General features: G+C 71.0%; 25 protein-coding genes. 15 read left to right on the top strand and 10 right to left on the bottom strand.

Annotated elements, in window-relative coordinates; genetic code table 11:
* Window positions 1-190: 190 nt before the first annotated feature.
* On the bottom strand, window positions 191-928 hold the full coding sequence (locus H4F70_RS19485) for a (2Fe-2S)-binding protein (RefSeq protein WP_182358428.1): 738 nt from the start codon (window positions 926-928) through the stop codon (window positions 191-193).
* 107 nt (window positions 929-1,035) lie between these two features.
* Between H4F70_RS19485 and H4F70_RS19480 the strand changes: the two genes are divergently transcribed.
* Entirely contained in the window at window positions 1,036-1,557 is a 522-nt protein-coding gene (locus tag H4F70_RS19480) for a VOC family protein (RefSeq protein ID WP_182360553.1), read from the top strand.
* Between the two features lie 152 nt (window positions 1,558-1,709).
* A complete protein-coding gene (locus H4F70_RS19475; RefSeq protein ID WP_182348443.1) occupies window positions 1,710-2,621 on the top strand; it encodes a hypothetical protein in 912 nt (303 codons plus the stop codon).
* A gap of 125 nt (window positions 2,622-2,746) precedes the next feature.
* Here the strand turns inward: H4F70_RS19475 and H4F70_RS19470 are convergent, their stop codons facing one another.
* Window positions 2,747-3,673, bottom strand: a complete 927-nt coding sequence (locus H4F70_RS19470) for an AEC family transporter (RefSeq protein ID WP_182358427.1) — start codon at window positions 3,671-3,673, stop codon at window positions 2,747-2,749.
* A gap of 191 nt (window positions 3,674-3,864) precedes the next feature.
* On the opposite strand from H4F70_RS19470, the gene prpD reads away from it, so the two are divergent.
* From prpD to H4F70_RS19455, 3 genes are read left to right on the top strand one after another with little or no spacing between them, the layout of a single operon-like run.
* Window positions 3,865-5,367 carry a 2-methylcitrate dehydratase PrpD gene (gene prpD, locus H4F70_RS19465; protein WP_182360552.1) on the top strand — a complete coding sequence of 501 codons (1,503 nt, stop codon included), beginning with the start codon at window positions 3,865-3,867 and terminating at the stop codon, window positions 5,365-5,367.
* Window positions 5,367-6,281 carry a methylisocitrate lyase gene (gene prpB / locus H4F70_RS19460; protein WP_182358426.1) on the top strand — a complete coding sequence of 305 codons (915 nt, stop codon included), beginning with the start codon at window positions 5,367-5,369 and terminating at the stop codon, window positions 6,279-6,281. The genes prpD and prpB overlap by 1 nt, the downstream gene beginning before the upstream one ends.
* On the top strand, window positions 6,281-7,501 hold the full coding sequence (locus H4F70_RS19455) for a bifunctional 2-methylcitrate synthase/citrate synthase (RefSeq protein ID WP_182360551.1): 1,221 nt from the start codon (window positions 6,281-6,283) through the stop codon (window positions 7,499-7,501). The genes prpB and H4F70_RS19455 overlap by 1 nt, the downstream gene beginning before the upstream one ends.
* A gap of 10 nt (window positions 7,502-7,511) precedes the next feature.
* On the opposite strand, the gene H4F70_RS19450 is transcribed toward H4F70_RS19455, so the two are convergent.
* Both H4F70_RS19450 and H4F70_RS19445 read right to left on the bottom strand, forming a co-directional pair.
* On the bottom strand, window positions 7,512-7,649 hold the full coding sequence (locus H4F70_RS19450) for a hypothetical protein (RefSeq protein ID WP_182358425.1): 138 nt from the start codon (window positions 7,647-7,649) through the stop codon (window positions 7,512-7,514).
* 241 nt (window positions 7,650-7,890) lie between these two features.
* Entirely contained in the window at window positions 7,891-9,129 is a 1,239-nt protein-coding gene (locus H4F70_RS19445) for a cation:proton antiporter (RefSeq protein WP_182358424.1), read from the bottom strand.
* Between the two features lie 178 nt (window positions 9,130-9,307).
* On the opposite strand from H4F70_RS19445, the gene H4F70_RS19440 reads away from it, so the two are divergent.
* Both H4F70_RS19440 and H4F70_RS19435 read left to right on the top strand, forming a co-directional pair.
* Complete coding sequence (locus tag H4F70_RS19440; RefSeq protein WP_182358423.1) at window positions 9,308-9,820, top strand: GNAT family N-acetyltransferase; 513 nt, start codon at window positions 9,308-9,310, stop codon at window positions 9,818-9,820.
* A gap of 120 nt (window positions 9,821-9,940) precedes the next feature.
* Entirely contained in the window at window positions 9,941-10,276 is a 336-nt protein-coding gene (locus H4F70_RS19435; protein WP_182358422.1) for a cold-shock protein, read from the top strand.
* A 201-nt stretch (window positions 10,277-10,477) separates the two neighbouring features.
* On the opposite strand, the gene H4F70_RS19430 is transcribed toward H4F70_RS19435, so the two are convergent.
* Window positions 10,478-10,798: a hypothetical protein gene (locus H4F70_RS19430; protein ID WP_182358421.1), complete on the bottom strand. Its 321-nt coding sequence runs from the start codon at window positions 10,796-10,798 to the stop codon at window positions 10,478-10,480.
* Between the two features lie 368 nt (window positions 10,799-11,166).
* Between H4F70_RS19430 and H4F70_RS19425 the strand changes: the two genes are divergently transcribed.
* Together H4F70_RS19425 and H4F70_RS19420 are read left to right on the top strand one after the other, a co-directional pair.
* Window positions 11,167-12,282, top strand: a complete 1,116-nt coding sequence (locus H4F70_RS19425) for an LLM class flavin-dependent oxidoreductase (protein WP_182358420.1) — start codon at window positions 11,167-11,169, stop codon at window positions 12,280-12,282.
* A complete protein-coding gene (locus tag H4F70_RS19420) occupies window positions 12,279-12,896 on the top strand; it encodes a CE1759 family FMN reductase (protein ID WP_182358419.1) in 618 nt (205 codons plus the stop codon). Before H4F70_RS19425 ends, H4F70_RS19420 begins: the two co-directional genes overlap by 4 nt.
* A 26-nt stretch (window positions 12,897-12,922) precedes the next feature.
* On the opposite strand, the gene H4F70_RS19415 is transcribed toward H4F70_RS19420, so the two are convergent.
* The gene (locus tag H4F70_RS19415; protein WP_182348454.1) at window positions 12,923-13,327 is read right to left on the bottom strand and encodes an MmcQ/YjbR family DNA-binding protein; all 405 of its coding nucleotides are present in this window, start codon (window positions 13,325-13,327) and stop codon (window positions 12,923-12,925) included.
* Window positions 13,328-13,377: 50 nt separating this feature from the next.
* Between H4F70_RS19415 and H4F70_RS19410 the strand changes: the two genes are divergently transcribed.
* Window positions 13,378-13,698, top strand: coding sequence for a YbjQ family protein (locus H4F70_RS19410; RefSeq protein ID WP_182348455.1), 321 nt, complete (start codon window positions 13,378-13,380; stop codon window positions 13,696-13,698).
* A 53-nt stretch (window positions 13,699-13,751) separates the two neighbouring features.
* Here the strand turns inward: H4F70_RS19410 and H4F70_RS19405 are convergent, their stop codons facing one another.
* Complete coding sequence (locus H4F70_RS19405; protein ID WP_182358418.1) at window positions 13,752-14,312, bottom strand: QsdR family transcriptional regulator; 561 nt, start codon at window positions 14,310-14,312, stop codon at window positions 13,752-13,754.
* Between the two features lie 116 nt (window positions 14,313-14,428).
* Here H4F70_RS19405 and H4F70_RS19400 point away from each other — a divergent pair, with 116 nt between their 5' ends.
* From H4F70_RS19400 to H4F70_RS19380, 5 genes are all read left to right on the top strand, one after another.
* The gene (locus H4F70_RS19400) at window positions 14,429-15,403 is read left to right on the top strand and encodes a phosphotriesterase family protein (RefSeq protein ID WP_182358417.1); all 975 of its coding nucleotides are present in this window, start codon (window positions 14,429-14,431) and stop codon (window positions 15,401-15,403) included.
* A complete protein-coding gene (locus tag H4F70_RS19395; RefSeq protein ID WP_182358416.1) occupies window positions 15,403-17,040 on the top strand; it encodes an AMP-binding protein in 1,638 nt (545 codons plus the stop codon). The genes H4F70_RS19400 and H4F70_RS19395 overlap by 1 nt, the downstream gene beginning before the upstream one ends.
* Window positions 17,041-17,227: 187 nt before the next feature.
* Window positions 17,228-18,661, top strand: coding sequence for an MFS transporter (locus tag H4F70_RS19390; protein WP_182358415.1), 1,434 nt, complete (start codon window positions 17,228-17,230; stop codon window positions 18,659-18,661).
* 59 nt (window positions 18,662-18,720) lie between these two features.
* Window positions 18,721-19,401: a TetR/AcrR family transcriptional regulator gene (locus H4F70_RS19385; protein WP_182358414.1), complete on the top strand. Its 681-nt coding sequence runs from the start codon at window positions 18,721-18,723 to the stop codon at window positions 19,399-19,401.
* On the top strand, window positions 19,398-20,036 hold the full coding sequence (locus tag H4F70_RS19380; protein WP_182358413.1) for an HAD family hydrolase: 639 nt from the start codon (window positions 19,398-19,400) through the stop codon (window positions 20,034-20,036). Before H4F70_RS19385 ends, H4F70_RS19380 begins: the two co-directional genes overlap by 4 nt.
* Here the strand turns inward: H4F70_RS19380 and H4F70_RS19375 are convergent.
* The 3 genes from H4F70_RS19375 to H4F70_RS19365 all read right to left on the bottom strand — a co-directional run bounded on the left by H4F70_RS19375 (window position 20,026) and on the right by H4F70_RS19365 (window position 24,331).
* On the bottom strand, window positions 20,026-21,684 hold the full coding sequence (locus H4F70_RS19375; RefSeq protein WP_182358412.1) for an amidohydrolase: 1,659 nt from the start codon (window positions 21,682-21,684) through the stop codon (window positions 20,026-20,028). The two genes, H4F70_RS19380 and H4F70_RS19375, sit on opposite strands and share 11 nt — an antisense overlap.
* Before the next feature lie 86 nt (window positions 21,685-21,770).
* Window positions 21,771-22,823, bottom strand: a complete 1,053-nt coding sequence (locus H4F70_RS19370) for an NADP-dependent oxidoreductase (RefSeq protein WP_182358411.1) — start codon at window positions 22,821-22,823, stop codon at window positions 21,771-21,773.
* Window positions 22,820-24,331, bottom strand: a complete 1,512-nt coding sequence (locus H4F70_RS19365; RefSeq protein ID WP_182358410.1) for an AMP-binding protein — start codon at window positions 24,329-24,331, stop codon at window positions 22,820-22,822. Before H4F70_RS19365 ends, H4F70_RS19370 begins: the two co-directional genes overlap by 4 nt.
* Between the last annotated feature and the right edge of the window lie 41 nt (window positions 24,332-24,372).

Raw genomic sequence — 24,372 nt, 5'->3', positions numbered from 1 at the left:
GAGGGAAGGTACGTGTGTCAGTCCAATCCCGCCAGACGGAATTGGACTGCACTGGCAGGGCCATTGAATTAAGACAATTCGGCAGTTATTACATGTGTGAAGATCTCGATTATGTAACGTTGCGGATTGCGTCGCACGCGGAAAGGGGGGCGACCGGGCGGCCTCGCACACGGACCGCGTCAGGCGGGGATCAGGAGCTCCGGAACCATGCTGCGAGCGCCGCATCCCGGTCGGCAGGGCTGCGACGCGGGCAGCTCACGCACTTCGCCTGACCCGGCGCCTGGAAGATCAGGCAGCACGAGCAGCGCCGCACTATCCGCCGGCCCGTCGCCGGCACAGGAGAGGATGGATCGGCGGGCAGCCGCCGGATCCGGTCCGTGGGCGGCGTGTCCGGGTGCGGCACGACGTCGTCGAACCGTGCCGGCACCAACGGCGGCACGGTGAGACGGCGCGCGAGGGTGCAGGCCTCGGCGAGTCGACCGGCCGCGGAGCCGGCGGCGAGCGCACGGCCCGCGAGCGCATCCGACGCCACGGCCCACAACGCCCGCTCCGACGCCCCCGACACGGCGGACAGCGGCGCGATGACCACCGAGAGCGCCGACGCCAGGGCCGCGCCGTACTCGCCGGGCTCGCGCACACCGCCGTCTGCGCGAACCGCACCGAGGTAGCCCTGTTCGGTGAGCGTGCACTGGAGCCGGTCCAGAGCAGGGTCGGGAGCGACGCCGTGTGCGAGCAGCATCCGCGGGCCGGCGTCGGTGAGCACCGCCGCGGCCGAGTACCACCAGAGGGTTCCTGCGGTGCGGTCGTCGCGGCAGCTCCACCTGCGGCGCGTGTCGGCGACCCGCCGCGCGAGCCACGCGTCGTCGCTCAGCAGCGCACCGGAGAACGGCGTTCCACTGCGCGGCACACGATCATGGGAGTCGTCCATGGTGGCCATCCTGCCGTGAGCGTGGGGTGCGCGAGGTGCGCCCCGCGGGGCAGGACCGGTCGGCGCGCGACGCCGAGCGGGACAACGCCGGGTGGGACAATGAGGCCATGTCGATCAAGCGCCTCAACCATGCCGTGCTGTACGTGTCGGACCTGCAGCGCAGCGTCGACTTCTACGTGGGAACCCTGGGATTCCGGGTGCTCAGCCAGTTCCCGGGCGCGGCGTTCCTGCAGGCGGCCGACTCGGCCAACGACCACGACCTGGGCCTGTTCCAGGTGGGCGACACCGGTCCCCGGCCGGCGCGCGGCGTGGGGCTCTACCACCTGGCGTGGGAGGTGGACACGCTCGGCGCGCTGGCGGAGATGGGGCGGCGGCTCTCCGAGGCGGGCGCCCTCACCGGCGCCGGCGACCACGGTTCCACCAAGGCCCTCTACGGGGCGGACCCGGACGGCATCGAGTTCGAGGTGTGCTGGATGGTGCCCGACGCTTCCATCCTCGACGAGCTCAAGCCCGGCACCCCGCCCACCCGGCCGCTGGATCTCGACGCGGAGATCGCCAAGTACGGGGCCGACACCCCCGGCGGGCCGCGCGAGGACTTCGACGTGTGGGAGCAGATCCGCGCGCGGTGACGTCCCGGCACCCCGAGTGCCCGGCGTTTGGTGGACATTTGGCTGGAAATCGGCTGAATCTCAACCGAATGTCCACCAAAGCGCGCTGCGCATCGGGAGTTATCCACAGGCGGTGGTTCTCGCGACGGTGAACCCCTCCTATCGGTGCGATCATGACGGTTGTGGAGGGGAGCGAGCCGTTCCAGGCGGCGGATGCGATATCAAGCGGTCGTGTGACCAGGGATTTCGTACGTAAGAAGTGCAAGCGAATCCTGCCGGGGGTCTACCTCCTCAGGGGCGTTCCGATGACTGCGGCGCGACGTGCCGAGGCGATCGCCGTCTGGGCGGCGAGCAAGCCGAGCAGCCGCTGCCGGGTTGTGCTGGCCGGCAGGTCCGCCGCCGCATTCTGGGGCGCGAAGTGGATCGGTGACGACGAACGCGGCGCCTGCAACAGTCACCACGCGGTGCAGGCACTCGAAGGTGTGGACGTGTATCGCGACAGGCTCGGCGAAGAAGACATCGTCACGATCCGGGGCGTCGCGATCACTTCGCCCGCACGAACGGCATTCGATCTGGCGCGCCGCGTCCCCGGGGACGATGCCGTGATCAAGGTCGACGCCATGTACAGGACCCGCAGTGTGCGCAAGCATCAACTGGAGCTCTATGCGCGATGCCATCCGCGAGTGCACGGCGCGCGGCGGGCGAGTGAGGTGATCGCACTCTCGGATGAGGGTGCCGACTCGCCGCAGGAAACTCGAATGCGCCTGGCGATAGTCCGTGCAGGCTTCCCGCCGCCGGAGTCGCAGATCTACGTGCGCACCGGCGACGGGGCGTTTCGCGGGTACATCGACCTGGGGTGGCGACGCTGGCGGGTGCTGCTGGACTACGAGGGCGGCGGTCATACGGAACGAGCGCAATTGGACAAGGACGTGCGCCGAGGGAACGCGCTGTACAAGGACGGCTGGAACTGGGTGCGGGTACGGGCCCGCCATCTGCGCGGCGACGGGCTCGACAGGTTCCTCCGCGACGTGCGCGACGCCTTGCTGGCGGCCGGCGCAGACCCCGGGGAACTGCCCGCTCTGTGAACAGCCCGCCTGCCCCGCGTTTGGTGGACATTTGGCTGGAAGTCGGCGGAAAACCAGCCAAATGTCCACCAAAGGCTGCGGGTTGCGAGGGGCAGGCAGGCTGAGTGCGGCCCCGCACCCCGAGCTCACCCCAGCAGCGCGGAGACCACGAGGATCACGGGCACCGCGGCGATGGTGGTGACCAGGGCGGCGTCGCGCGCCAGCACCGTGCCCCGCCCGTACTTCGAGGCGTAGATGAACACGTTCTGCGCGGTGGGCAGCGCGGAGACGACGACCACCGCGAACAGTGCATGCCCGTCGAGCCCCAGCCCGTACCGGCCCAGCAGGTAGGCCAGGACCGGCTGCGCGACGGCCTTGAGCAGGGAAGCGACGGCCACATCGCGCCGGGGGCTCGTGCCCTTCTTGAGCACCTGCGCCCCGGAGAGCGACAAGCCGAACGCCATGAGCGCGCCCGGCACGGCGGCGCCGCCGATCAGCGAGATCGAGTCCATGATCGGCTCGGGCGGCAGCCACCGGGCCGCCGACAGGACCAGGCCCGCGATGCCGCCGAGCGCGATGGGGTTGCGCACGATCGACGCCGCCACGCCGCGCAGCGAGCCGGCCCGCCCGGTGGTGGTCACGTCCAGAACGGTCAGGGCGATCGGTGCGTACACGATGATCTGGAACAGCATCACCGGCGCCACATACGATGCGTCGCCGAGGACGAACACGGCGATGGGGATGCCCAGGTTGCCGCCGTTGAGGTACGACGACGCCATGGCGCCCACCATCACCTCGGGCCCCGCACGCCGCAGGACGTACCGCGCCACCGCCGCGTACACGACGGCCACGGCGAGGGCGGTGCCCGCGGCGACGGCAAGTCCCGACGAGAACAGCGTCTGCAGGTCGGCATGCGCCACCACGTCGATGAGCAGCGCCGGGGTGGCCACGTAGAACACCAGGCGGGTGAGCACCATCCGGCCCTGGCCTCCCAGCGTGCCGCGCCGGCCCAGCAGGTAGCCGACGGCGATCACCACGAAGATCACCACAAACCCCGAGAGCACACCGGACACGCGGGGCACCTCCGGGGACGCGGCTGCGGGGAACCCGGCAAGTCTAGGGCGGGCGGCGGTGGGCCGCGGCGCGAGTAGCGTCGGAAGAAGGGGCCCGCGAGGCCGCAGCGGCGGATCCGGGCGACGAGCGCAACGCTGGAGGCCGCATGCTGGAGGAGCCCGACACCGCGACGCAGCCGGGTGCACGGCAGATGCGGACCCACGTGGTCCGTACCCGCCGATCCGCGGAGGACTTCCCGCGCGACGAGCACCTGGCGTGGAAGATCGCGCGGGTCGCGGCCGATCCCGTCGCCGTCGACGACGACGTGCGGGAGATGGTGGTCAACCGGATCATCGACGACGCCGCGGCGGCAGCCGCCGCGTTCGCCCGCCGCCCGGTCGCGGCGGCCCGGGCGCAGGCGCTGGTGCGCCCGTACTCCCCGGGCGGCACGGTGTGGGGTGTCCACGGCCGCTTCGCCCCCGAGTGGGCGGCATGGGCCAACGGCGTCGCGGTGCGCGAACTCGACTTCCACGACACGTTCCTGGCGGCCGAATACTCGCACCCGGGCGACAACATCCCCCCGATCGTCGCCGTGGCGCAGCACGCCGGCGTCTCCGGCGCGGACCTCGTGCGCGGCATCGCCACCGGATATGAGATCCAGATCGACCTGGCGCGCGGGATGTGCTTGCACGAGCACAAGATCGACCACGTCGCCCACCTGGGGCCGTCGGTCGCGGCGGGGATCGGCACCCTGCTCCGCCTCGAGCCGGAGGTGATCTATCAGGCGATCGGCCAGGCCCTGCACACCACCACCGCGACGCGGCAGTCCCGCAAGGGCGCGATCTCGAGCTGGAAGGCCTACGCCCCCGCCCATGCGGGCAAGGCCGCCGTCGAGGCCGTCGACCGCGCCATGCGCGGCGAGGGTGCGCCGGCGCCGATCTGGGAGGGCGAGGACGGCGTGATCGCCTGGCTCCTGGGCGGGCCCGACGCCGAATACCGGGTGCCGCTGCCCGCGGACGGCTCCCCGAAGCGCGCCATCCTCGACAGTTACACCAAGGAGCACTCGGCGGAATACCAGGCGCAGGCGGTCATCGACCTGGCATTCCGGCTCCGGGAGCGGGTCGGCGACCCGGCGCGGATCTCCTCCGTCACCCTGCACACCAGCGACCACACGCACAACGTCATCGGCACCGGCGCGGACGACCCGCAGAAGTTCGATCCGCACGCGAGCCGCGAGACCCTCGACCACTCGGTGATGTACGTCTTCGCCGTCGCGTTGCAGGACGGCGAATGGCACCATGAGCGCTCCTATGCCCCCGAGCGTGCCCGGCGGCCCGACACCGTGGAGCTGTGGCGGAAGGTCTCCACCGCCGAGGACCCCGAGTGGACCCGGCGCTACCACGACCCCGACCCGGGCAAGCGGGCCTTCGGCGCGCGCGCCGAGATCACCCTGGACTCCGGCGAGACGATCGTCGACGAGCTTTCCGTGGCGGACGCCCACCCGCAGGGCGCCCACCCGTTCACCCGCTCCCGGTACGTGGCCAAGTTCCGGTCGCTCGCCGACGGCATCGTCGCCCCCGACGAGCAGGACCGCTTCCTGGGCGCGGTGGACACCGTCGCCGACCTGCCCGCCGGGCAGCTGCACCGGCTGGGGTTCACCGTGACCGACGAGGCGGCGGCCCGCGTGCCCGCCATCCCGGAAGGACTGCTCTGATGACCGGACTCATCACCGCGGCGGCCTCCGCCGCGGACAAGCGCAAGGCTCTGCGCGCGGGCCTGGCGTCGGGCACCATCCAGCGGCTTCCCGGCGCGTTCAATCCGCTCACCGCGAAGCTCATCGAGGAGATCGGTTTCGAGGGCGTCTACGTCTCGGGCGCCGTCGTGTCTGCGGATCTCGCGCTGCCGGATATCGGGCTGACCACGCTCACCGAGGTGACCGACCGCAGCCGGCAGATCGCCCGCGTCACCGACCTGCCCGCCCTCGTCGACGCCGACACGGGATTCGGCGAGCCGATGAACGCGGCGCGCACCATCACCCACCTGGAGGACGCCGGCGTGGCGGGCTGCCACCTGGAGGACCAGGTGAACCCCAAGCGCTGCGGGCACCTCGACGGCAAGGCCGTGGTGCCGGCCGCCGACATGGTGCGCAGGATCGGCGCGGCGGTGGGGGCCCGGCGCGACGCGGACTTCGTGGTGTGCGCCCGCACCGACGCCCGCGGCATCGAGGGTCTGCCCGCCGCCATCGACCGCGCCAAGGCCTACGCGGACGCGGGCGCCGACATGATCTTCACCGAGGCGCTGGCCGACGAGGCGGAGTTCGAAGAGTTCCGCGCGGCGGTGGACGTGCCGCTGCTGGCGAACATGACCGAGTTCGGCAAGTCGGAGCTCATCCCCGCCCGGCGACTGCAGGACATCGGCTACAACGCGGTGATCTACCCGGTGACGACGCTGCGCCTGGCCATGTTCGCGGCCGAGGAGGGACTGCGCGAGCTCGCCGCCCAGGGCACGCAGGCCGGGATGCTGCACCGGATGCAGCACCGCAGCCGCCTCTACGCGCTGCTCGACTACGAGGGCTACAACGCGTTCGACGGCTCGGTGTACGACTTCACGCTGGAAGGAGGCGCATGATGCCGGATTCCACCGACGGCGCAGGCCGCGGAGGCGCGGCGACTGTGCATGGAACCCGCGAGCCCGTACCCGACATCCACCGGGGGCTGGCCGACGTGGTCGTCGACTCGACGGCGATCGCGGCGATCGACCCCGCAACGCAATCGCTCACCTACCGCGGCTACCCGGTGGAGCAGTTGGCCCGGCAGTGCAGCTTCGAGGAGGTCGCCTACCTGCTGTGGAACGGGGAGCTGCCGGAGCCGGCGCGGCTGCACCGGTTCCTCGAGCGCGAGCGCGAGCATCGCCGCACGGACCGGCCGGTGAACGACCTGCTGGCGTTGATGCCGCAGCGGTGCCCGCCGATGGACGTGCTGCGCACCGTGGTGGGCTTCCTAGGAGCGCGCGACCCGGACGAGGACGCGGCGATGGTCGACCCCGGCGGCGCGCGCGGCGCGGCGGCGTTGCAGGAGGGGCGTCAGCAGGACGAGGCGCTGCGGCTCATGGCGCTGATGCCCACGGTGGTCGCGGCAGACATGCGCCGACGGCGGGGCTTGACCGCCGTCGCGCCCGACGAGCGGCTGGGTTTCGCCGCGAACTTCCTGCACATGTGTCACGGCGAGGTGCCCGATCCGGAGCTGGCCCGTGCCTTCGAAACGTCGCTGATCCTGTACGCCGAGCACAGTTTCAACGCCTCGGCCTTCACCGCGCGGGTGATCACGTCCACGCAGTCCGACCTGTACAGTGCGGTCACCGGCGCCGTCGGCGCACTCAAGGGCCCGCTGCACGGCGGGGCCAACGAGGCGGCCATGCGCAACCTCCTCGAGATCGGCAGCCCGGAACGAGTCGACCCGTGGCTGCGCGGCGAGCTGGCCGCGCACCGCAAGGTGATGGGTTTCGGGCACCGGGTGTACAAGAACGGCGACTCGCGGGTGCCGACGATGCGGGCGGCGCTCGGGGAGATCGCCGAGCGGCGGGGCGGGCACGAGCTGCTCGCGGTCTACGACGAGCTTGAACGCGCAATGGCCGATGCGACCGGGCTCAAGCCCAATGTCGACTATCCCGTGGGCTTGTCGTACTACCTGCTGGGCATCGACATCGTGATGTTCACGCCGATCTTCGCGATGGCGCGCATCGCCGGCTGGGGGGCGCACATCATCGAGCAGCGGCGGTCGAATCACCTGATCCGCCCGCTGGCCCACTACGAAGGGCCGCCGCGGCGCGACGTGCCCGTGGCGGGGTGACGAACCGCGGTCACGCCTCCCACTCGATGACTATCCGCGTCCCCGCACTCAACATCCGCGCGTATTCGGTGAGCTCGGGCTCGGTGAGCTCCCCCTCCACCGACTCCCATGCCGTGACCAGTGCAGGTTTGATGTCCTCCACCGGCATACCGCGCGCCTGTGAGGCGAGCTCATCGAATAGCTCTTGGACGCGCGTTCGCGGATTCGGCGCCCGGGCATTGCCCGCCCGGGCATTGCCAGCCCGGGCATTGCCCTCTTGGGGGTTCCGGAACCTCCGAGGACGACGTCGGCGGTCCTCGCGCAACTCGCCCGCCGTCCCGTTCCACACCAGACGGAAGTATCCGTAGTCGAAATCGTCCGTGTCGTACCAGTGCACAGTGCGGACCTCCTCACTGAGCGCCCTGCGTCGCCCGCGCGTCCGCGTACCGACGTCCGATGATCTTCGCGGCCAGCGGGAACAGCAGCACGGTGGTGGCGCCGGCGGCCACCATCGTCGACGCGAGGTCCTCGTCGAGCAAACCGGTACGGGTGCCGACCTCGGTGACGGCGACGATGATCGGCAGTCCGGCCGCCGCGTACAGGCCCAGTTGCACACGGTCGGCCGCGGTGCCGACGCTGGCGCCGTGCGGGAAGATGCGATCGCTGAGCCACACCGGCAACCCGCGGGCGACCAGGATGATGAGGACGAACACCACCCAGGTGCCTGGCGCCGCGGCCACGGCGGCAGGGTCGATGCCCATGCCGGACACCACGAAGAACGCGGGGATGAGCACCCCGTAGCCGATCGCCTCCAGGGGCTCGTCCAGGTCCGGCCGGGCAGCGCCGGCGAGCCGGCGCAGGATGATGCCCGCCGCGAACGCCCCGAGCACCACGTCGAGGTCGAACACCGACGCCACCGCCATCAGTACGACGAGCAGCAGGAAGACGACGCGGATCGGCAGTTGCTCGGTGCCGCCGCGCAGCGCGCCGAGCACTCCGCCGATCGCAGGGAACCGCCGGGCGAGGCGCGCCGGGACGACGGTGAGCGCGAGCGCGGCGACGACGAACAGCGCGAGCACCGCGACCGCCGCCCACGCCTGACGGCCGGTGAGCAGCAGCGCCATGGCGACGACGGGGCCGAACTCGCCGATAGCGCCATGGGCCATGACCGCCCGGCCCAGTGGCTTGTCCATCAGCTTCTCGGATTTGAGGATGGGCACCAACGTGCCGAGCGTGGTGGAGCACATGGCGATCGCCACGGCGATGATCGACGTGACGGACGTGTCGCCGGTGGCGATCAGGGCGACCAGGCCCAATGCGATGAGCAGGCTCATCAGCCACGCGCTGCCGGCGACCCGCCCGGTGCGTCCGCGCATGAGCGCCGGGTCCAGCTCGTAGCCGGCGAGCAGGAACAGCATGCCCAGGCCGAGCTCGTCGATGAGCTCCAGGCCGCCGGTGTCCGAGGCCAGCCCGGCCACCGACGGGCCGAGGACCATGCCCAGCACCAGCAGGAACACGACGCTGGGGACGTAGCCGCGGATCGCGCGGGCCAGCAGCGGCGCGACGACCGCGGCGAGCGCCACCCAGAACAGCGAGACGATGTCCGACGGGCCGTCGGTGGCAGTGGCGGCGTCCGCCAGCAGGGTCATGACCGCATCGTGCCACGGCGGTGGGCGGATGCGGGGCGTATCCGCTGTGGAAGGGCGGTGCCCGGGCATGTGCGGCGGTGCCGTCGGGCCGCGCCACTGGATATGCTGCACAGTCTGTGCTGCACCGCGATGACGCGCGCAGCGGACCATCGTCGACCCGTGCCGCGAGGGGGAATGCATGTGCAGCGTAATCCGCGGCGCACGCCGGGGCGACATCGTCGCCGTTCAGGCGATCGAGCGCCGCGCGGGCCGAGTGTTCAGCACGGTCGGGATGGACGCCGTCGCGAACGATAACCCGCCGAGCGCTGTAGAGCTGACGCGGTACATCGAGGGCGGGCGCGCCTGGGTGGCCGTGGATGCGGAGGACCGCCCTACGGCCTACGTCCTCGTCGACCGGCTCGAGGGCGCCGCGCACATCGCACAGGTCACGGTCGATCCCGACAGCGCGCGCCGGGGCCTCGGCGCAACGCTGATCGAGCACGTCGACCGGTGGGCGCGGGCGGCGGGCCTCGACGGTCTCACCCTCACGACCTTCACTTCCGTGCCGTGGAATGCGCCCTATTACGCGCGGTTGGGGTTCCGGCAGCTTGCGCCGGATGAACTCACCGAAGGCTTGCGCGTGGTGCGGGAGCGCGAGTACGCGCTCGGCCTCGACCGGTGGCCTCGCACGGCGATGTCCCGGCCGTTCTGATCGCGGCCGACCCCTCGAAACTGCGTGCGCCGGCCAAGGCACGATGTCCTCTGCCGGCTTTCCGCGCGGATGGAGGCAGCGGACCGGTCATAGCGGGCGGCACCAGGTCACAATGGCAGCATGGCGAAGCGCGAGGACGGTTCTGAGACGGTGCGTGGGGTTGTACGGGAGTGGCGCGCCGTGGAGGGCTGGGGCGTCATCGAGTCGAAGTCCACGCCGGGCGGGTGCTGGGCGCACTACAGCGACCTGCAGATGTTGGGATTCCGGAGCCTGGAGGCGGGCCGGGCGGTCGAGATGGAGTTCGAGGCCGCCGATCAGGACGGCTACTCCTTCCGGGCGGTGCGGGTGTGGGCGGAGGGCGAGGAACCCGCGGACCTCTCCGGCGGCCGGACGATCGGCCGGCCGGGGGCCTATTCGAGTTCGCTGACGATCGAATGGGACGACGACAAAGCCTGACGAGGTTGAGGGGCATTGCGCCGCCGCCTGGAGTCCCAGCTCAACTGCACTCGGTATGCATGGATTCGCAGCCGGAATGGGCGAATGGCTCAGCGTCGAGGGGCCCGGCCTCGGGCAGTCACGGCAGGTCGCGCATCGGGCCGTGCAGCTCGCGGAGAGAGTCGCTTCGAACAGCAAGGATGTGACGTGCCGAGGGCACGCTTATGCAACATCGGTGCGGGCGGCGATGCGGCGTAGGCGTTCGGTTTCGCCGACGAGATGGTCGATGGCGTCTTTGAGCGAGCTGCTGCGTTCGGCGGCGAGGGCGTGGAGGATCCATCCGCGTATCAGGGCACTCGTGGGGACGCCGGCCTCTTCTGCATAGTGTTCGATCTCGACGAACGCGTCGGCAGGCAGGCGCACGGACTGCACGATCGATCGACCCGCACCGCGGCGTTCGCCCTTGGCGTCACGCGTAATGGGGCGGTCACGCGATGCCTCGGCTTCGGCTTGCACGAGGCGCACATCATCCGGTGTACCCACTGCTACTCGCCTTCTTCGTATCGCCTCTGGTCGCTACTGTTCGATGCCCACCCGGTCGCGCCGTAGTAGCCGCCGCCGTGCCGCCAATCCGCCCCCACAATACTACGAAACTACTACACCGATGCCCTATTTCGGAGCGCGTGACGGTCGAACGGCGGACGACCGGCCCGTCGAACCCTGCGGACGGCGCGCTGGAATCCGGCCGCCGACTCCTGCCCCAGACCGGAATATCCGCACGAGGTTCGCCGTTATGCTGGTAGTTGCGCACGCAAATAGATGGGCGACGGGAGTGGTTCCCGACGCAGACGGCGCAGGCACAGAAGGCACAGACACAGGCCACCAGCAGCAGGCGATCCGGGAGGTTCCCAGTGCAGTTCGGCATCTTCACCGTCGGCGACGTCACCGCCGACCCCACCACGGGGCGCACCCCCACCGAGCACGAGCGCATCCGGGCGACGGTCGCCATCGCGAAGAAGGCCGAAGAGGTGGGCCTGGACGTCTTCGCGACCGGCGAGCACCACAACCCGCCGTTCGTGCCGTCCTCGCCCACCACCACGCTGGCCTACATCGCGGCGAGCACCGAGCGCATCATGCTGTCCACCTCCACCACGCTGATCACCACCAACGACCCGGTGAAGATCGCCGAGGACTACGCGACGCTGCAGCACCTCGCCGGCGGGCGCGTGGACCTCATGCTGGGCCGCGGCAACCAGGGGATGGTGTACCCGTGGTTCGGCCAGGACATCCGGCAGGGCATCCCGCTGGCCGTGGAGAACTACAACCTGCTGCACCGCCTGTGGCGCGAGGACGTGGTGGACTGGAAAGGCCGCTTCCGCACGCCGCTGCAGGGGTTCACGTCGACGCCGCGGCCGCTGGACGGGGTGCCGCCGTTCGTGTGGCACGGCTCCATCCGCAGCCCCGAGATCGCCGAGCAGGCCGCGTACTACGGCGACGGCTTCTTCCACAACCACATCTTCTGGCCGCCGGAGCACACCAGGCGGATGGTGGAGCTCTACCGCCGCCGCTACGAGCACTACGGGCACGGGGCCGCCGACCAGGCCGTCGTCGGCCTCGGCGGTCAGGTGTACATGGCGAAGAACTCGCAGGACGCGGTGCGCGAATTCCGGCCCTACTTCGACAACGCCCCCGTCTACGGCGGCGGGCCGTCGCTCGAGGACTTCTCGGAGCAGACGCCGCTCACCGGCGGCAGCCCGCAGCAGGTGATCGACCGGACTCTGGGCTTCCGCGACTACGTGGGCGACTACCAGCGGCAGATGTTCCTCGTCGACCATGCCGGGCTGCCGCTGAAGACCGTTCTCGAGCAGCTGGACATGCTGGGCGAACAGGTGGTTCCGGTGCTGCGCAAGGAGTTCGACGCGCTGCGGCCCGCGCACGTGCCCGAGGCGCCGACGCACGCCTCGCTCGTGGCGGCGCGCGACGCCGCTGCGGGATCGGCAGACCAGAAGGCGGGGGTGCCGGCATGACCCGCAGGATCATCGCCGTCTCCTCCGGGATGTCGGAGCCGTCGAGCACGCGCCTGCTGGCCGACAGACTGGCGCGCGAGTCCGCAACGGCGTTGGGCGGCGCGGAACTGGGTGGTGCGGAGAACAGCAGTGCCGAGACGCGCACCGTCGAGCTGCGCGGGCATGCGCACGCCATCGCCGACGCGATGCTCACCGGGTTCCCCTCCGGCGCGTTGCGCGGGGTGGTCGACGACGTCGCGGCGGCCGACGGCCTCATCCTCGTCACTCCGACGTTCACCGCGTCCTACAGCGGGCTGATCAAGGCGTTCATCGACATTCTGGATCCCGATGCGCTGCAGGGCAAGCCGGTGATTCTGGGCGCCACCGGCGGCACCGAGAGACACTCGCTGATGATCGACCACGCGATGCGCCCGCTGATGGCGTACCTGCGCGCCATGCCCGTACCCACCGGCGTCTACGCGGCGTCGACCGACTGGGGCGCGGCCGGGCTGGACGAGCGGATCGGGCGCGCCGCCGCAGAACTCGCCGCGATGGTGGCCGGCGGCCCCGTGCAGCAGCCGGTGCGCGACGGCTTCGCCGACCCGGTGCCGTTCGAGGAACTTCTGAACGGGTAGACAGCGGCAGCGTCGCCTGCGCCCGGTCACCCGCGTCCGTCGAGCTCCCGGATGCGCTTGGCGGGCGCGGTCATCCGGTACGACATGTCCAGCAGCTCGGCCACTTCGTCCCAGTCGACGGGCGGCGCGCCGCCGGGGGCGAGGTCGATGCCGACCCAGCCGTACGGGGCCATGTACTTGGGCTCGTAGTAGCGCGGGTGCTGCAGCAGCGCCGGATACTCGCCCTGGTCCGGCTTGACCAGGATCGACTGGGGGAACCGGCGGCCGTCGCCGTGGCGCAGGGAACCGCTGTAGGTGGCGAACACCTTGACGGTGAAGAAGTTCGGGCGGCCGTGCGAGATCTTTTCGGCCGCGCCGGGCAGCGCCAGCGCGGCGGCGCGCACGCGGGCCAGCACGGGATCGTCGTCGTCGAACATGATCGGGTGCGGCATGCCGCCAGATTAGCCGCAAACGCGCCGGTGCGGCGGGTACCGTGCGCGGCATGATCATCGTGACGACCAACGACGTCCCCGGCGCGCGCATCACGCGCACCATCGGCGAGTGCTTCGGGCTGACGGTCCGCTCGCGGCACGTCGGCTCGAACATCGGCGCCGGGCTCAAGTCCCTGGCGGGCGGCGAGCTCAAGGGCATCACCAAGCTGCTGCATGAGGCGCGCGAGGAGGCGCTGGCGCGGCTGTCCGAGGAGGCCGAGAAGCGCGGGGCCAATGCGGTGGTGGCGTTCCGCTTCGAGACCAACGAGTACGAGTCCTCGGGGGTCGAGGTGTGCGCCTACGGCACCGCGGTGGTCGTCGAAGCGGTGTAGCGGCCGATCAGCCCGGATCGGCCCCGTCGACAACGCGTCATGGGGACCGGGTCTCACCCCGCCGGGCTGGGGCGTAGCAGCAGCCCCACCAGCTCCACGGCCGTGTCTATCTCGGCGTGGTCGCCCCCCAGTAGCGGGGCGTACAGGTGCACATCGCAGATGCGCACGATCGCGCTCGCCAGGGTCGCGGCGGGCAGCGGCAGAGCGAGCCTGCCCGCGTCGGCCTCCACCTGGATCACCTGGGCGGTCAGCGCCGCGGAAACGTCCTCGATGGCGCCGGGCATGAGCGCGAGGCGGATGAACAGCATCGGCTCGCGTGTGGTGAGCGCACGCAGCGGCGGCGCACTCTCCACGTCCCGCATCACCGTTTCGACGAAGTCGAGCACGCGCGCCGCCCCGGTGCCCCGTGCGGAGGCGATCGCCTTGCGGTAGGTCCGCTCGGTGGCCTCGGCGAGCACGGCGGCGAGCAGCGCGTCGCGATTGCCCGCGTGCCGGTAGAGCGTCGCGCGGCCGACGCCGAGTTCGGCTGCGAGCGCGGACATGTCGATCGGATCGCCCGCCAGGTATCGCCGCGTGGCCGCGTCGATCACGCGCCGCCGTCCGTCGGTGGTCATCGCCCGCGCTCCTCCCGTCGGCCGTTGACATCCTCGCACAGGTGAGACAGTCTCGTAATCTGTCTCACATAGTGTCGCAGGACACACTCCTGCGGAGCCGTGCAAGGGAGCGTGCGATGTCACCAGTGGAAACCGTCCGCGGACCGGTCGAGAGCGGGCAGCTCGGCCACGTCCTCATGCACGAGCACGTGTTCGTGCTGAACACCGAGATGCAGCAGAACTATCCGGACTTCCCCAACAGCTGGGATGAGGAGGCGCGCATCGCCGACGCCGTCGCCCAGCTGCGCGAATGCAAGGCGCGCGGGATCGACACGATCGTCGACCCGACGGTGATCGGCCTGGGCCGCTACCTGCCCCGCATCCAGCGGATCAACGAGCAGGTGGACATCAACATCGTGCCCGCCACCGGCGTCTACACATACAACGAAGTGCCTTTTCAGTTCCACTACACCGGCCCTGGGCTGCTTTTCGACCAGCCGGAGCCGATGGTGGAGCTGTTCGTCCAGGACATCCGCGAGGGCATCGCGGGCACGTCGGTCAAGGCGGCGTTCCTCAAGTGCGCCATCGAAGAGCAGGGCCTCACCCCCGGCGTCGAGCGGGTGATGCGCGCGGTGGGCCAGGCGCACGCCGAGACCGGTGTGCCGATCACCGTGCACACCCACCCGCACTCGGGGTCCGGGCTGGTCGCGCAGCGGGTGCTCAAGGAGGAGGGGGCCGACCTGGCGAAGGTCGTCGTCGGGCACTCCGGCGACTCCACCGACCTGGACTACCTGTGCCGCATCGCCGACGCCGGATCGTATCTGGGCATGGACCGCTTCGGGCTGGACGTGCTGCTGCCCTTCGAAGAGCGGGTGGCGACGGTGGCCGAGCTGTGCCGCCGCGGCTACGCGGAGAAGATGGTGCTCGCGCACGATGCGGCCTGCTTCATCGACTGGTTCGAGGAGAATGCCAAGCGTGCCGCCGTGCCGAAGTGGAACTTCACGCACATCAGCGACGACGTGCTGCCCGCGCTGCGCGACCGGGGCGTCACCGATGCGCAGATCACCACCATGATGGTGGACAACCCGCGCCGCTACTTCGAGGCCGCGTGATGGCCGCGCAGACCATGAGCCGGTCCGGGGCCCACGACGGCCGGACTCTGCCGAACGAGTTCCCCACCGCGCTCGCGATGTTCCGCGCCTCCGCAGCGGCTGCCCCGGGCGTGCCGCTGGTCAGGTACTTCGACACGACGCTGACCTTCGCCGAGGTGGACGGGATGTCCGACGCGCTGGCCGTCGCGCTGTCGGAGCACGGACTGGCCAAGGGCGACCGGGTGGCCGTGGTGCTGCAGAACATCCCGCAGTACTTTCCCGTGGTGCTCGCGGCGTGGAAGATCGGCGCCGTCCCCGTGCCGATCAACCCGATGTACAAGCGGCGCGAGCTGCACGAGATCCTCGCCGACAGCGGCGCCGCGGCGGCCGTGTGCCTGGAGTCGGTGGCCGAGGAGCTGGTCGCCGCGGCGGCGGACACGGACGTGCGGACCGTCCTCACCACCAGCGAACTCGACCTGCAGACCCGCTACGACCCGCGGATCTTCGCTTCCTCCGAGCGTCGGCGCGGCATCGGCACGGGCGACCTGCTCGAGACGATCGAGCGGTATCGCGGGCGGCGGCCGGAGCCGGTGGACCTGGGGCCGGACGACCTCGCCTACCTGCCCTACACCTCGGGCACCACGGGCCCGCCCAAGGGGTCGATGAGCACGCACGCCAACGTGGTCTTCACCGCGCAGGTCTACCGGGACAGTGTGGGAATGGCCGCCGGCGGCGGCATGTTCGCCGTGGCGCCGCTGTTCCACATCACCGGGCTCATCGGGCACATCGCGGCGCCGATGCTCACGCGCTGCCCGGCGGTGCTCACATGCCGCTTCCATCCTGTCACCGCCGCCGAGGCCATCCGGGAGCACGGGGCGACGCGGATCATCGGGGCCATCACGGTGTTCATCGCCTGGACGGACGCCGCGGAGGTGACCCGGGAGCACCTGGCGAGCCTGCGGTCGGTGTTCTCCGGGGGCGCGCCGGTGCCGGAGGGGGCGCTGGCGGCGTTCGGCGACAAGTTCGGCCACTACATCCACAACGGCTACGGGCTGACCGAGACCAACAGTCCCGCCATCACGGTGCCGTTCGGCGCAACGGCCCCCGTGGACCCGGATTCGGGCGCGGTGTCCATCGGCACGCCCGTGGCGGACACGGTCGCGGAGGTGGTCGGCGACGACGACGCGGTGCTGCCGGTCGGCGAGGTGGGCGAGATCGTCATCGCCGGCCCGCAGGTGTGCGCCGGGTACTGGAACAAGCCGGACGAGACGTTGCGCGCCATGCCGGGCGGCCGGTTCCACACGGGCGACGTCGGACTGATGGACGCGGACGGCTGGTTCTACATCGTCGACCGCAAGAAGGACCAGATCAACGCGTCGGGGTTCAAGGTGTGGCCGCGGGAGGTCGAGGACGTGCTGTACGCCCACCCGGCGGTGCGCGAGGCCGCGGTGGTCGGCGCCGTCGACCGGTACCGGGGTGAGACGGTGAAGGCCGTCGTCTCGCTCAAGTCCAGCGCTGAGGCGGACGAGGACGGGCTCATCGCCTTCTGCCGCGAGCGGATGGCTGCCTACAAGGTGCCGCGCGCCGTCGAGATCCGCGATGAGCTGCCGAAGACCGTCACCGGCAAGATCCTGCGCCGCGCGCTGCGGGGCGGGTAGCGCGGAATCTGCGTCACGACGCGAGATCCGCTGCACATTACCTCTGAGTAGTGATTGACATCACACGGTTTCCCGAGCAAGCTGAAGCGGACTTCAATTTGAAGATGGAGTCAACTTCAACCTGTGGGTCGCGGCCGGTACCGCGTGTGTCGGCCGCGACCCGTGAATCCGGGCAAGAGGTGATCTGATGACCCATCACACGGCCGGCCGCGCGCACGGCGGCGGACGAGCGCAGAAGAAGCTGCTGGCGGCAGGGCTCTTCGGCAGTTCGATCGAGTGGTACGACTTCTTCCTCTACGGCACGGCGGCGGCACTGGTGTTCCCGCACGTGTTCTTCCCCGAGGCGTCGGCGCTGATGGGCACGCTGCTGTCGTTCAGCACCTTCTGGGCCGGGTTCGTCGCCCGTCCGCTCGGCGGCGTCATCGCCGGGCACTTCGGCGACAAGTACGGGCGCAAACCCACCGTCGTCGTGTGTCTCATCGGCATGGGCGCCGCGACGTTCCTCATCGGCCTGCTGCCCAGCACGTCGGCGATCGGCATCGCCGCGCCGATACTGCTGGTGACGCTGCGGTTCATCCAGGGCATGGCCTGCGGCGGGCAGTGGGGCGGCATCATCCTGCTGCTCACCGAATCGGCCGACCCCAAGCGCAAAGGCTTCGCCGGCACCTTCGGCCAGATGGGTGTGCCATTCGGCGTCATCCTCGGCAACCTCGTGTTCCTGGGCGCCACCGCGGCGCTGTCGCACGACGCCTTCATCACCTGGGGCTGGCGCGTGCCGTTCCTGGCGAGCGCGCTGCTGTTCCCCGTCGTCCTCTACATCCAGACCAAGGTGGAGGACACCCCCGAGTTCCGCGACCTGCAGGCCGCCGCGCAGGCCAAGGCCACGAAGGCCGCCGAGGCCGCCGGCAACGCCGTCGCCAAGGCCCCGCTGGCCGAGGTGCTCCGCCACCACTGGCGCAAGATCCTGCTGGGCTGCGGGCTGCTCGCCGCCACCAACTCGCTGTTCTACATCTCCATCGCGGGCGTGCTCAGCTACGCCACCGCGGAACTGGGGATGGACTACGACGGGCTGCTGGCCATGGCCTTCGTCAGCTCGGTGATCGGCGCCGGGGTGATCCTGTGGTCCGGCGGCGCATCGGACCGGGTCGGACGGCGCCCGCTGCTCATCATCGGCGCCATCGGCATCATGGTGTGGGCGTTCCCCTACTTCTGGCTGGTCGACACTGCCTCGCTGGCCCTGTTCATGGTCGCCGTCACGGTGGGCGCGGTCTTCCAGTCGATGACGTACGGCCCGCTCGCCGCGTTCATGTCGGAGATCTTCGCCCCGCGCATCCGCTACTCGGGCATGTCGCTGGCCTACCAGCTGGCCGCCATCACCATCAGCGGCGGCACCCCGATGATCATGACCGCGATCATCGCGGGCACCGGTTCCACCACGCTGGTGGCCGTGTTCGTCATGGCGATGGCCCTGGTGACGCTGCTGTGCACGGTGGCTCTCAAGGAGACCAACCCGGCCGCGGTGCGGGAGGATCCGCGGGCCGTGCCCGGCATCGACGCCGCGCAGTCCGTGCCCGCACAGCGCGGCGTGGGCGCCGGGGTCGGCGGCGAGGCCCTCGCGTGACCACCGCGATACGGCGGGTTTCCGCTGGTCGGCGAGCGCGGTCCGGTATAACGGACGCCATGCCCGCCCCAGTGGAACCCCGGCTGTTCGCCCTTCCCTCCCCGCCGACGAGCGCGCGCGGCCTGCGCACCCGCGCGGCGCTGGTCGCGGCGGCGCGGGCCGTGTTCGAGCGCATGGGCTTCCTCGACGCCCGGCTCATCGACATCACCACCGAGGCGCAGTGCTCGGCGGGCACCTTCTACAACTATTTCGACAGCAAGGAGCAGATCTTCTCCGCCGTGCTCGAGCAGGCGAAGGAGGAGATGATGCATCCGGGCACGCCGCGGGTGCCGGACGACGCGGACCCGGCGACGGTGATCGAGGCGAGCACCCGCGCCTACCTCATCGCCTACCAGCGCAATGCCAAGTTGATGGGGCTCATGGAGCAGGTTGCCGGGATCTCGCCGGAGTTCCGGCGGCTGCGGCATGAACGCGCCGAGGCATTCGTCGCCCGCAACGCGCGCTCCATCGCCAATCTGCAGGCGCGCGGGCTCGCCGATCCGGAGGTGGACGCCGACCTGGCCTCGCGCACGCTGTCCGGGATGATCAGCCGCGTCGCGTTCTCGTACTTCGTGGTGGACGTGGAACTGGACGAGTACCCGCGGGCGGATTTCGACGAGATCGTGCGCACGGCCGGCCGGCTGTGGGTGAACGCGCTGCGCATCCCGGAGTCGGATCCGGGAGGGAAGGGACAGTCATGACCGACGGCTCATCGGCATCGCAGGTGACGGCCGTGTTCGTCGACTTCGGCGGCGTGCTCACCACCAGCGTGCTCGACTCGTTCGCGGCGTTCGGTGCGGAGTACGGGCAGCCGGACCTCCCGGTGCGGCTGCTCACCACCGACGAGGCGTCCAGGCGGCTGATCTCGGAACACGAACGGGGCCTGATCGGCGCGGACGAGTTCGAGCAGGGGTTCGCCGAACGACTGCGCGCGCACGGCGTGGACGTGGCCGCGGACGGCCTGCAGGAGCGGATGAAGGCCCGGCTGCGGCCGGACGAGGCGATGACCGACCTGGTCATGGGCCTGCGGTCGGCCGGGCTGCCGGTGGCGCTGGTGTCCAACGCCTTCGGCCGCGACTCCTACGCGGGCGTCGACCTGGACGCGCTGGCCGACGCGGTGGTGGTCTCGTCGGACGTCGGCGTGCGCAAGCCGTCCCGCAAGATGTACAAGGTGGCGTGCGAGCGGCTGGGCGTCGCGCCGGAGCAGGCGGTGATGATCGACGACCTGCAGCAGAACCTCGACGGCGCCGCGCGGCTGGGCATCGTCGGCGTGCTGCACACCTCGGCGCGGGACACCGAGCGTCAACTGGCCGAACGGTTCGGTATCACGCGGTAGCGGCGTGGGCGCCGGGCACCCGCCGACCGCCGATCCAGGTCCCCAGCACCCGGATGGCGCCGAGGGCGCTCGGGTCCACGGCCGTCGGGTCGTCGCTGAGCAACACGAAGTCGGCCAGCTTGCCCGGCTCGATCGAGCCGGCCTCATGGTCGGAGTGCAACTGCCATGCCGCGTGGATGGTCTGCGCGCGGATCGCCTCGCGCACCGACACCCCGTACTGCGCCCCCAGCACGGTGCCGCCGCGGGAGGTCCGGTCCACCGCCGTCTGCATGTTGAGCAGCGGGCTCTCCGGGGTGACGGGCGGGTCGTTGTGCAGCGAGAACCGCATTCCGCACGACTCCGCCGCGCCGGCCGGCACCCACGCGTCGGCGCGCTCGCCGAAGAACTCGCGCAGCACCTCGCCGTAGTAGTAGATGTGCGCGGGGAAGAACGAGATGGTCACGCCCAGGCCTGCGGCCCTGCGCACCTGCTCCGGGGTGATGCTGCCGCAGTGCTCCATGCGCAGCCGGAACTCCGTGCCCGGGTTCTCGCCCTGCACCGTCTCGTACACGTCCAGCACGGAGTCGACGGCGACGTCGCCGTGCACGTGGCAGGCGATCTGCCAGCCCTGGCCCATGTACCGGCGGCACAGCTCCAGCAGCTGCTCGGCTGTGTAGTTGGCGCAGCCGCGATGCCCCTCCGTCACGCCGATGACGTCGGTGGCGTGCCCGGCGTGGTAGGCGAAGCTGGTGGCGATGTTGCCGATCCACGGCGAGCCGTCCGACCAGATCTTCACGCCCACCGGGCGGAAGAACGGGTCGGCCTCGTCGCAGTGGGGGATCGTCTCGCGGATGCCGGAGATCTCGTAGGCGCGCATGCGCACCGGTGCGGTGCCGGCGGCGTAGTACGCGCGCACGGCCGCCTCGGCGTCGGGGCTGAAGGCCAGGTCGCCGGTCATCGTCACGCCCGCCGCGGCCGAGATCTCCAGCGCCGCCTGCAGTCGGGCGCCGAACGTGCCCTCGGGGATCTGCGCGCCCGGGCCCATGATGATGCCTGCTGCGGGGAACTCGCGGCCCTCGCCGGTGGGCTCGCCGTTCGCGTCGCGCACGTACACCGACCCGGCCGGGTCGGGGGTGTCGCGGGTGATGCCGAGCCGTTCCATCGCGGCGTCGTTGGCCCACGCGGCGTGGCCCGAGTAGTGCATGACCGACAGGGGGATGCGCGGCGACAGCTCGGTGAGCAGCGCGCGTGACAGCGGGGGAAGGTCGTCGTTGAGCAGTGGATCCCAGCCCGACGCGGTGACCCACCCGTCCTCCGGCGCGGCGGCGACGGCCTCGCGCAGTCGCGTCAGCACGGCCTCCGCCGACGGGCACACCGCGGCGCGCAGGTCCACGGCGCCCGGCCCGGCCATCACCATCTCGGCGGTGGGGTGCCCGTGCGCTTCGACGAATCCCGGCAGCAGGGTGGCGCCGTCCAGCTCGACGGTCTCGGTGTCCGGGCCCGCGAGCGCGAGGACGTCCGCGCGCGTGCCCACCCGCAGGATGCGGCCGTCGGCGACGGCCACCGCCTCAGCCGTGGAGAACGCGTCGTCCACGGTGTGCACGGTGCCGCCGAGGAACACCGTGTCTGCGGTCGGAGTGCCGGATGCCGGCGGTGCGTAGTGGGTCATGTCCGCATTGTCGGCCGTTGCGCCGCCGCATGCGTGAGGATCCCGCTGTTCGGCACGGAGCCACCCCCTTTCGGCGGCGGCCGCGGTCAGGCGATCCGCAGCATGAGCTTGCCGGTGTTGGCTCCGTCGAACAGCTTGTTCAGCGTGGCGCCGAAGTCGTCGACCGTCCCGTCGACGATCTGCGTCGGCGTGGCCAGCAGCCCGCGCCGGATCCACGCGGACAGCGCCGCGGTGGCCTCGGGGAATCGGTCGGCGTAGTCGAAGATGATGAAACCCTGCATGCTCGCGCGATTGACCAGCAGCGACAGATACCGTGACGGCCCGGGCTGCGGCTCGGTGGCGTTGTAGCCGGAGATCGCCCCGCACAACGCGATGCGCGCGTGGGTGCGCAGCTGTGCCAGCGCCGAGTCCAGTAGCGGACCGCCGACGTTGTCGAAGTACACGTCCACGCCGTCGGGCGCGGCGGCGCGTAGCGCCCGGCCGACGGAGCCGGCCTTGTAGTCGACTGCGGCATCCGCGCCCAGCTCGTCGGTGAGCCAGGCGCACTTGTCCGGGCCGCCCGCGACGCCGACAACGCGGCACCCGTGGAGCTTGGCGATCTGCACCGCGGTGGACCCGACCGCGCCGGCGGCGCCGGAGATCAGCACCGTCTCGCCGGGGCGCATGCGGGCCACGTCGGTGAGCCCGAAGTATGCGGTTTTGCCGGGGAACCCCAGTGCCCCCAGCCACACCGAGGCGGGGGCGATGGACTCGTCGACCACCTCGACGCCCGCGGCGCGCAGCGGGATGCCGCCCGGGCCGACGAGCGCGTGCTCGCACACCCCGAACGTCCCGGACACCACGGAGCCCTCCGGGTAGTCCGGGTGCCGCGAGGTCACGACACGGCCGACGGCGTGCGCGCGCATCACCTCACCGACGCCGACTGGCGGCACGTAGGAGCGGACGTCGTCGAGCCAGCCGCGCATCGCCGGGTCGACGGAGATCAGCTCGGTGCGTACGACGAACGCGCCGTCGCCGGGCTCGGGCACCGGGGCGGTCGTGATCTCCCAGGTGTCCCCGTCCGTGCGCCCACGGGGCCGTGCGGCGAGGCGCACCTGCCGGGAAGCGCCGGCGGTGCAGTGTGCGGAAAGGGCGCTCATGCGTCTGCTCCCCGCAGCCCGGCGCGATCGATGGCGCGTTTGAGGATCTTTCCCGTGGCCCCCTTGGGCAGCGAGTCGGTGAACCGGACGAGCCGCGGAACCTTGTAGGCGGACAGCCGCTCCCGGCACCAGGTGTCGATCGCGTCCGCGTCGGCGCTGGATTCGGGGCGGACGACGATGAGCGCCGCGACCTCCTCGCCGTAGTGGTCGTCGGGCACGCCCACCACGGCCGCCTCCACCACGTCGGGGTGCGCGTAGAGCACCTCCTCCACCTCGCCCGGGTACACGTTGTAGCCGCCGCGGATGATGAGGTCCTTGAGCCGGTCGACGATGCGCAGGTCGCCCTCGTCGTCGAGCACGCCCAGGTCGCCGGTGCGGAACCAGCCGTCGCGCAGTGCGGCCTCTGTTGCGTCGGGGCGGTTCCAGTAGCCGGTGGTGACGGTGGGGCCCTGGACGAACACCTCGCCCACTTCGCCGGGCGGGCACGCGTGGCCCTCGATGGGGTCGCGGATCTCCACCGCCATGCGGGTCATGGGCGCGCCGACGGAACCGATCTTGCCCCCCTTGTCGATGTCGTTGAACGTGGCGATGGCGGCCGTCTCGGTGAGCCCGTAGCCCTCGAGGAGGGTGCAGCCGAACTTCGCCTCGAACGCCCGGGCCACCTCGCCCGGCAGTGAGGCCCCTCCGGAGACGGCGACGCGCAGGCTCGCGAAATCCGCGGGCGAGGCATCGGAGGCGGCGTGCAGCATGGCGTTCCACATGGTGGGCACGCCGCACATGATGGTGAGCTTGTCGCGTCGCAGCATCTCGATCATCGCCACCGGGTCGAAGCGCGGCAGCAGCGACAGCATGCCGCCGCCGCAGAAGGCCGCCATCATCACCGACGCCTGGCCGAACACGTGGAACAGCGGCAGCCCGGTGCCGGTGCGGTCGTCGGCCCCGCCGCGGGCGCCGTGTGCGCCGATCTCGCCCGCCGCCAGCAGGTTGTCCACCGTGATCTGGGCGCCCTTGGGACGGCCGGTGGTGCCCGAGGTGTAGAGGATGGCGCAGGTGTCGTCGGCTTCGCGGTCCACCACGTCGATATACGTGCTTGTGGCAGTGTGCACGGCGGCGGCGTCCATCGACGGCAGCGCCCGGTACGGCACGCCCGCGGTGCCGGCGCCGTCGGCGACGGCCGGGCCCAGCCCGTGCCAGCCCACGGCCAGCGTCGCGCCAGAATCGGACAGGTAGTACTCCACCTCGGCAGCCGTGGACATCGTGTTGACCGGCACCGCGATGGCGCCCACGGCCTGGATGCCCAGGTAGGCGACGATGAACTCCGGTGTGGTGGGCGCGGTCAGCAGGACCCTGTCGCCGGTGGTGATGCCGTCGCGGCGCAGCGCCGCACCGTAGGCGAGGGCGGCCGCGTACAGCCGACCGAAACTCCAGTCGGTGGCGCCCTCGCGCACGGCGGTCTTGTCCGGGCTGTCCGCGGCGTGGCGGCGGACGGGGTCGATGACGTTGGGCATGGTCACCTTTCGGAGGACGGACCCGGGAGCGCGTCGACGGC

It is taken from the genome of Tomitella gaofuii, from assembly GCF_014126825.1.
GTDB classification, from domain to species: domain Bacteria; phylum Actinomycetota; class Actinomycetes; order Mycobacteriales; family Mycobacteriaceae; genus Tomitella; species Tomitella gaofuii.
The sequence above is the reverse complement of the archived record's forward strand: the minus strand, read 5'-3'. Positions and strand labels throughout refer to the sequence as shown.

Coding starts and splice junctions, on each gene's coding strand:
- H4F70_RS19485 (WP_182358428.1), bottom strand. CDS start 928: ATGGACGACTCCCATGATCGTGTGCCGCGCAGTGGAACGCCGTTCTCC.
- H4F70_RS19480 (WP_182360553.1), top strand. CDS start 1,036: ATGTCGATCAAGCGCCTCAACCATGCCGTGCTGTACGTGTCGGACCTG.
- H4F70_RS19475 (WP_182348443.1), top strand. CDS start 1,710: ATGACGGTTGTGGAGGGGAGCGAGCCGTTCCAGGCGGCGGATGCGATA.
- prpD (WP_182360552.1), top strand. CDS start 3,865: ATGCGGACCCACGTGGTCCGTACCCGCCGATCCGCGGAGGACTTCCCG.
- prpB (WP_182358426.1), top strand. CDS start 5,367: ATGACCGGACTCATCACCGCGGCGGCCTCCGCCGCGGACAAGCGCAAG.
- H4F70_RS19455 (WP_182360551.1), top strand. CDS start 6,281: ATGCCGGATTCCACCGACGGCGCAGGCCGCGGAGGCGCGGCGACTGTG.
- H4F70_RS19450 (WP_182358425.1), bottom strand. CDS start 7,649: ATGCCGGTGGAGGACATCAAACCTGCACTGGTCACGGCATGGGAGTCG.
- H4F70_RS19445 (WP_182358424.1), bottom strand. CDS start 9,129: ATGACCCTGCTGGCGGACGCCGCCACTGCCACCGACGGCCCGTCGGAC.
- H4F70_RS19440 (WP_182358423.1), top strand. CDS start 9,308: ATGTGCAGCGTAATCCGCGGCGCACGCCGGGGCGACATCGTCGCCGTT.
- H4F70_RS19435 (WP_182358422.1), top strand. CDS start 9,941: ATGGCGAAGCGCGAGGACGGTTCTGAGACGGTGCGTGGGGTTGTACGG.
- H4F70_RS19420 (WP_182358419.1), top strand. CDS start 12,279: ATGACCCGCAGGATCATCGCCGTCTCCTCCGGGATGTCGGAGCCGTCG.
- H4F70_RS19415 (WP_182348454.1), bottom strand. CDS start 13,327: ATGCCGCACCCGATCATGTTCGACGACGACGATCCCGTGCTGGCCCGC.
- H4F70_RS19410 (WP_182348455.1), top strand. CDS start 13,378: ATGATCATCGTGACGACCAACGACGTCCCCGGCGCGCGCATCACGCGC.
- H4F70_RS19405 (WP_182358418.1), bottom strand. CDS start 14,312: ATGACCACCGACGGACGGCGGCGCGTGATCGACGCGGCCACGCGGCGA.
- H4F70_RS19400 (WP_182358417.1), top strand. CDS start 14,429: ATGTCACCAGTGGAAACCGTCCGCGGACCGGTCGAGAGCGGGCAGCTC.
- H4F70_RS19395 (WP_182358416.1), top strand. CDS start 15,403: ATGGCCGCGCAGACCATGAGCCGGTCCGGGGCCCACGACGGCCGGACT.
- H4F70_RS19390 (WP_182358415.1), top strand. CDS start 17,228: ATGACCCATCACACGGCCGGCCGCGCGCACGGCGGCGGACGAGCGCAG.
- H4F70_RS19385 (WP_182358414.1), top strand. CDS start 18,721: ATGCCCGCCCCAGTGGAACCCCGGCTGTTCGCCCTTCCCTCCCCGCCG.
- H4F70_RS19380 (WP_182358413.1), top strand. CDS start 19,398: ATGACCGACGGCTCATCGGCATCGCAGGTGACGGCCGTGTTCGTCGAC.
- H4F70_RS19375 (WP_182358412.1), bottom strand. CDS start 21,684: ATGACCCACTACGCACCGCCGGCATCCGGCACTCCGACCGCAGACACG.
- H4F70_RS19370 (WP_182358411.1), bottom strand. CDS start 22,823: ATGAGCGCCCTTTCCGCACACTGCACCGCCGGCGCTTCCCGGCAGGTG.
- H4F70_RS19365 (WP_182358410.1), bottom strand. CDS start 24,331: ATGCCCAACGTCATCGACCCCGTCCGCCGCCACGCCGCGGACAGCCCG.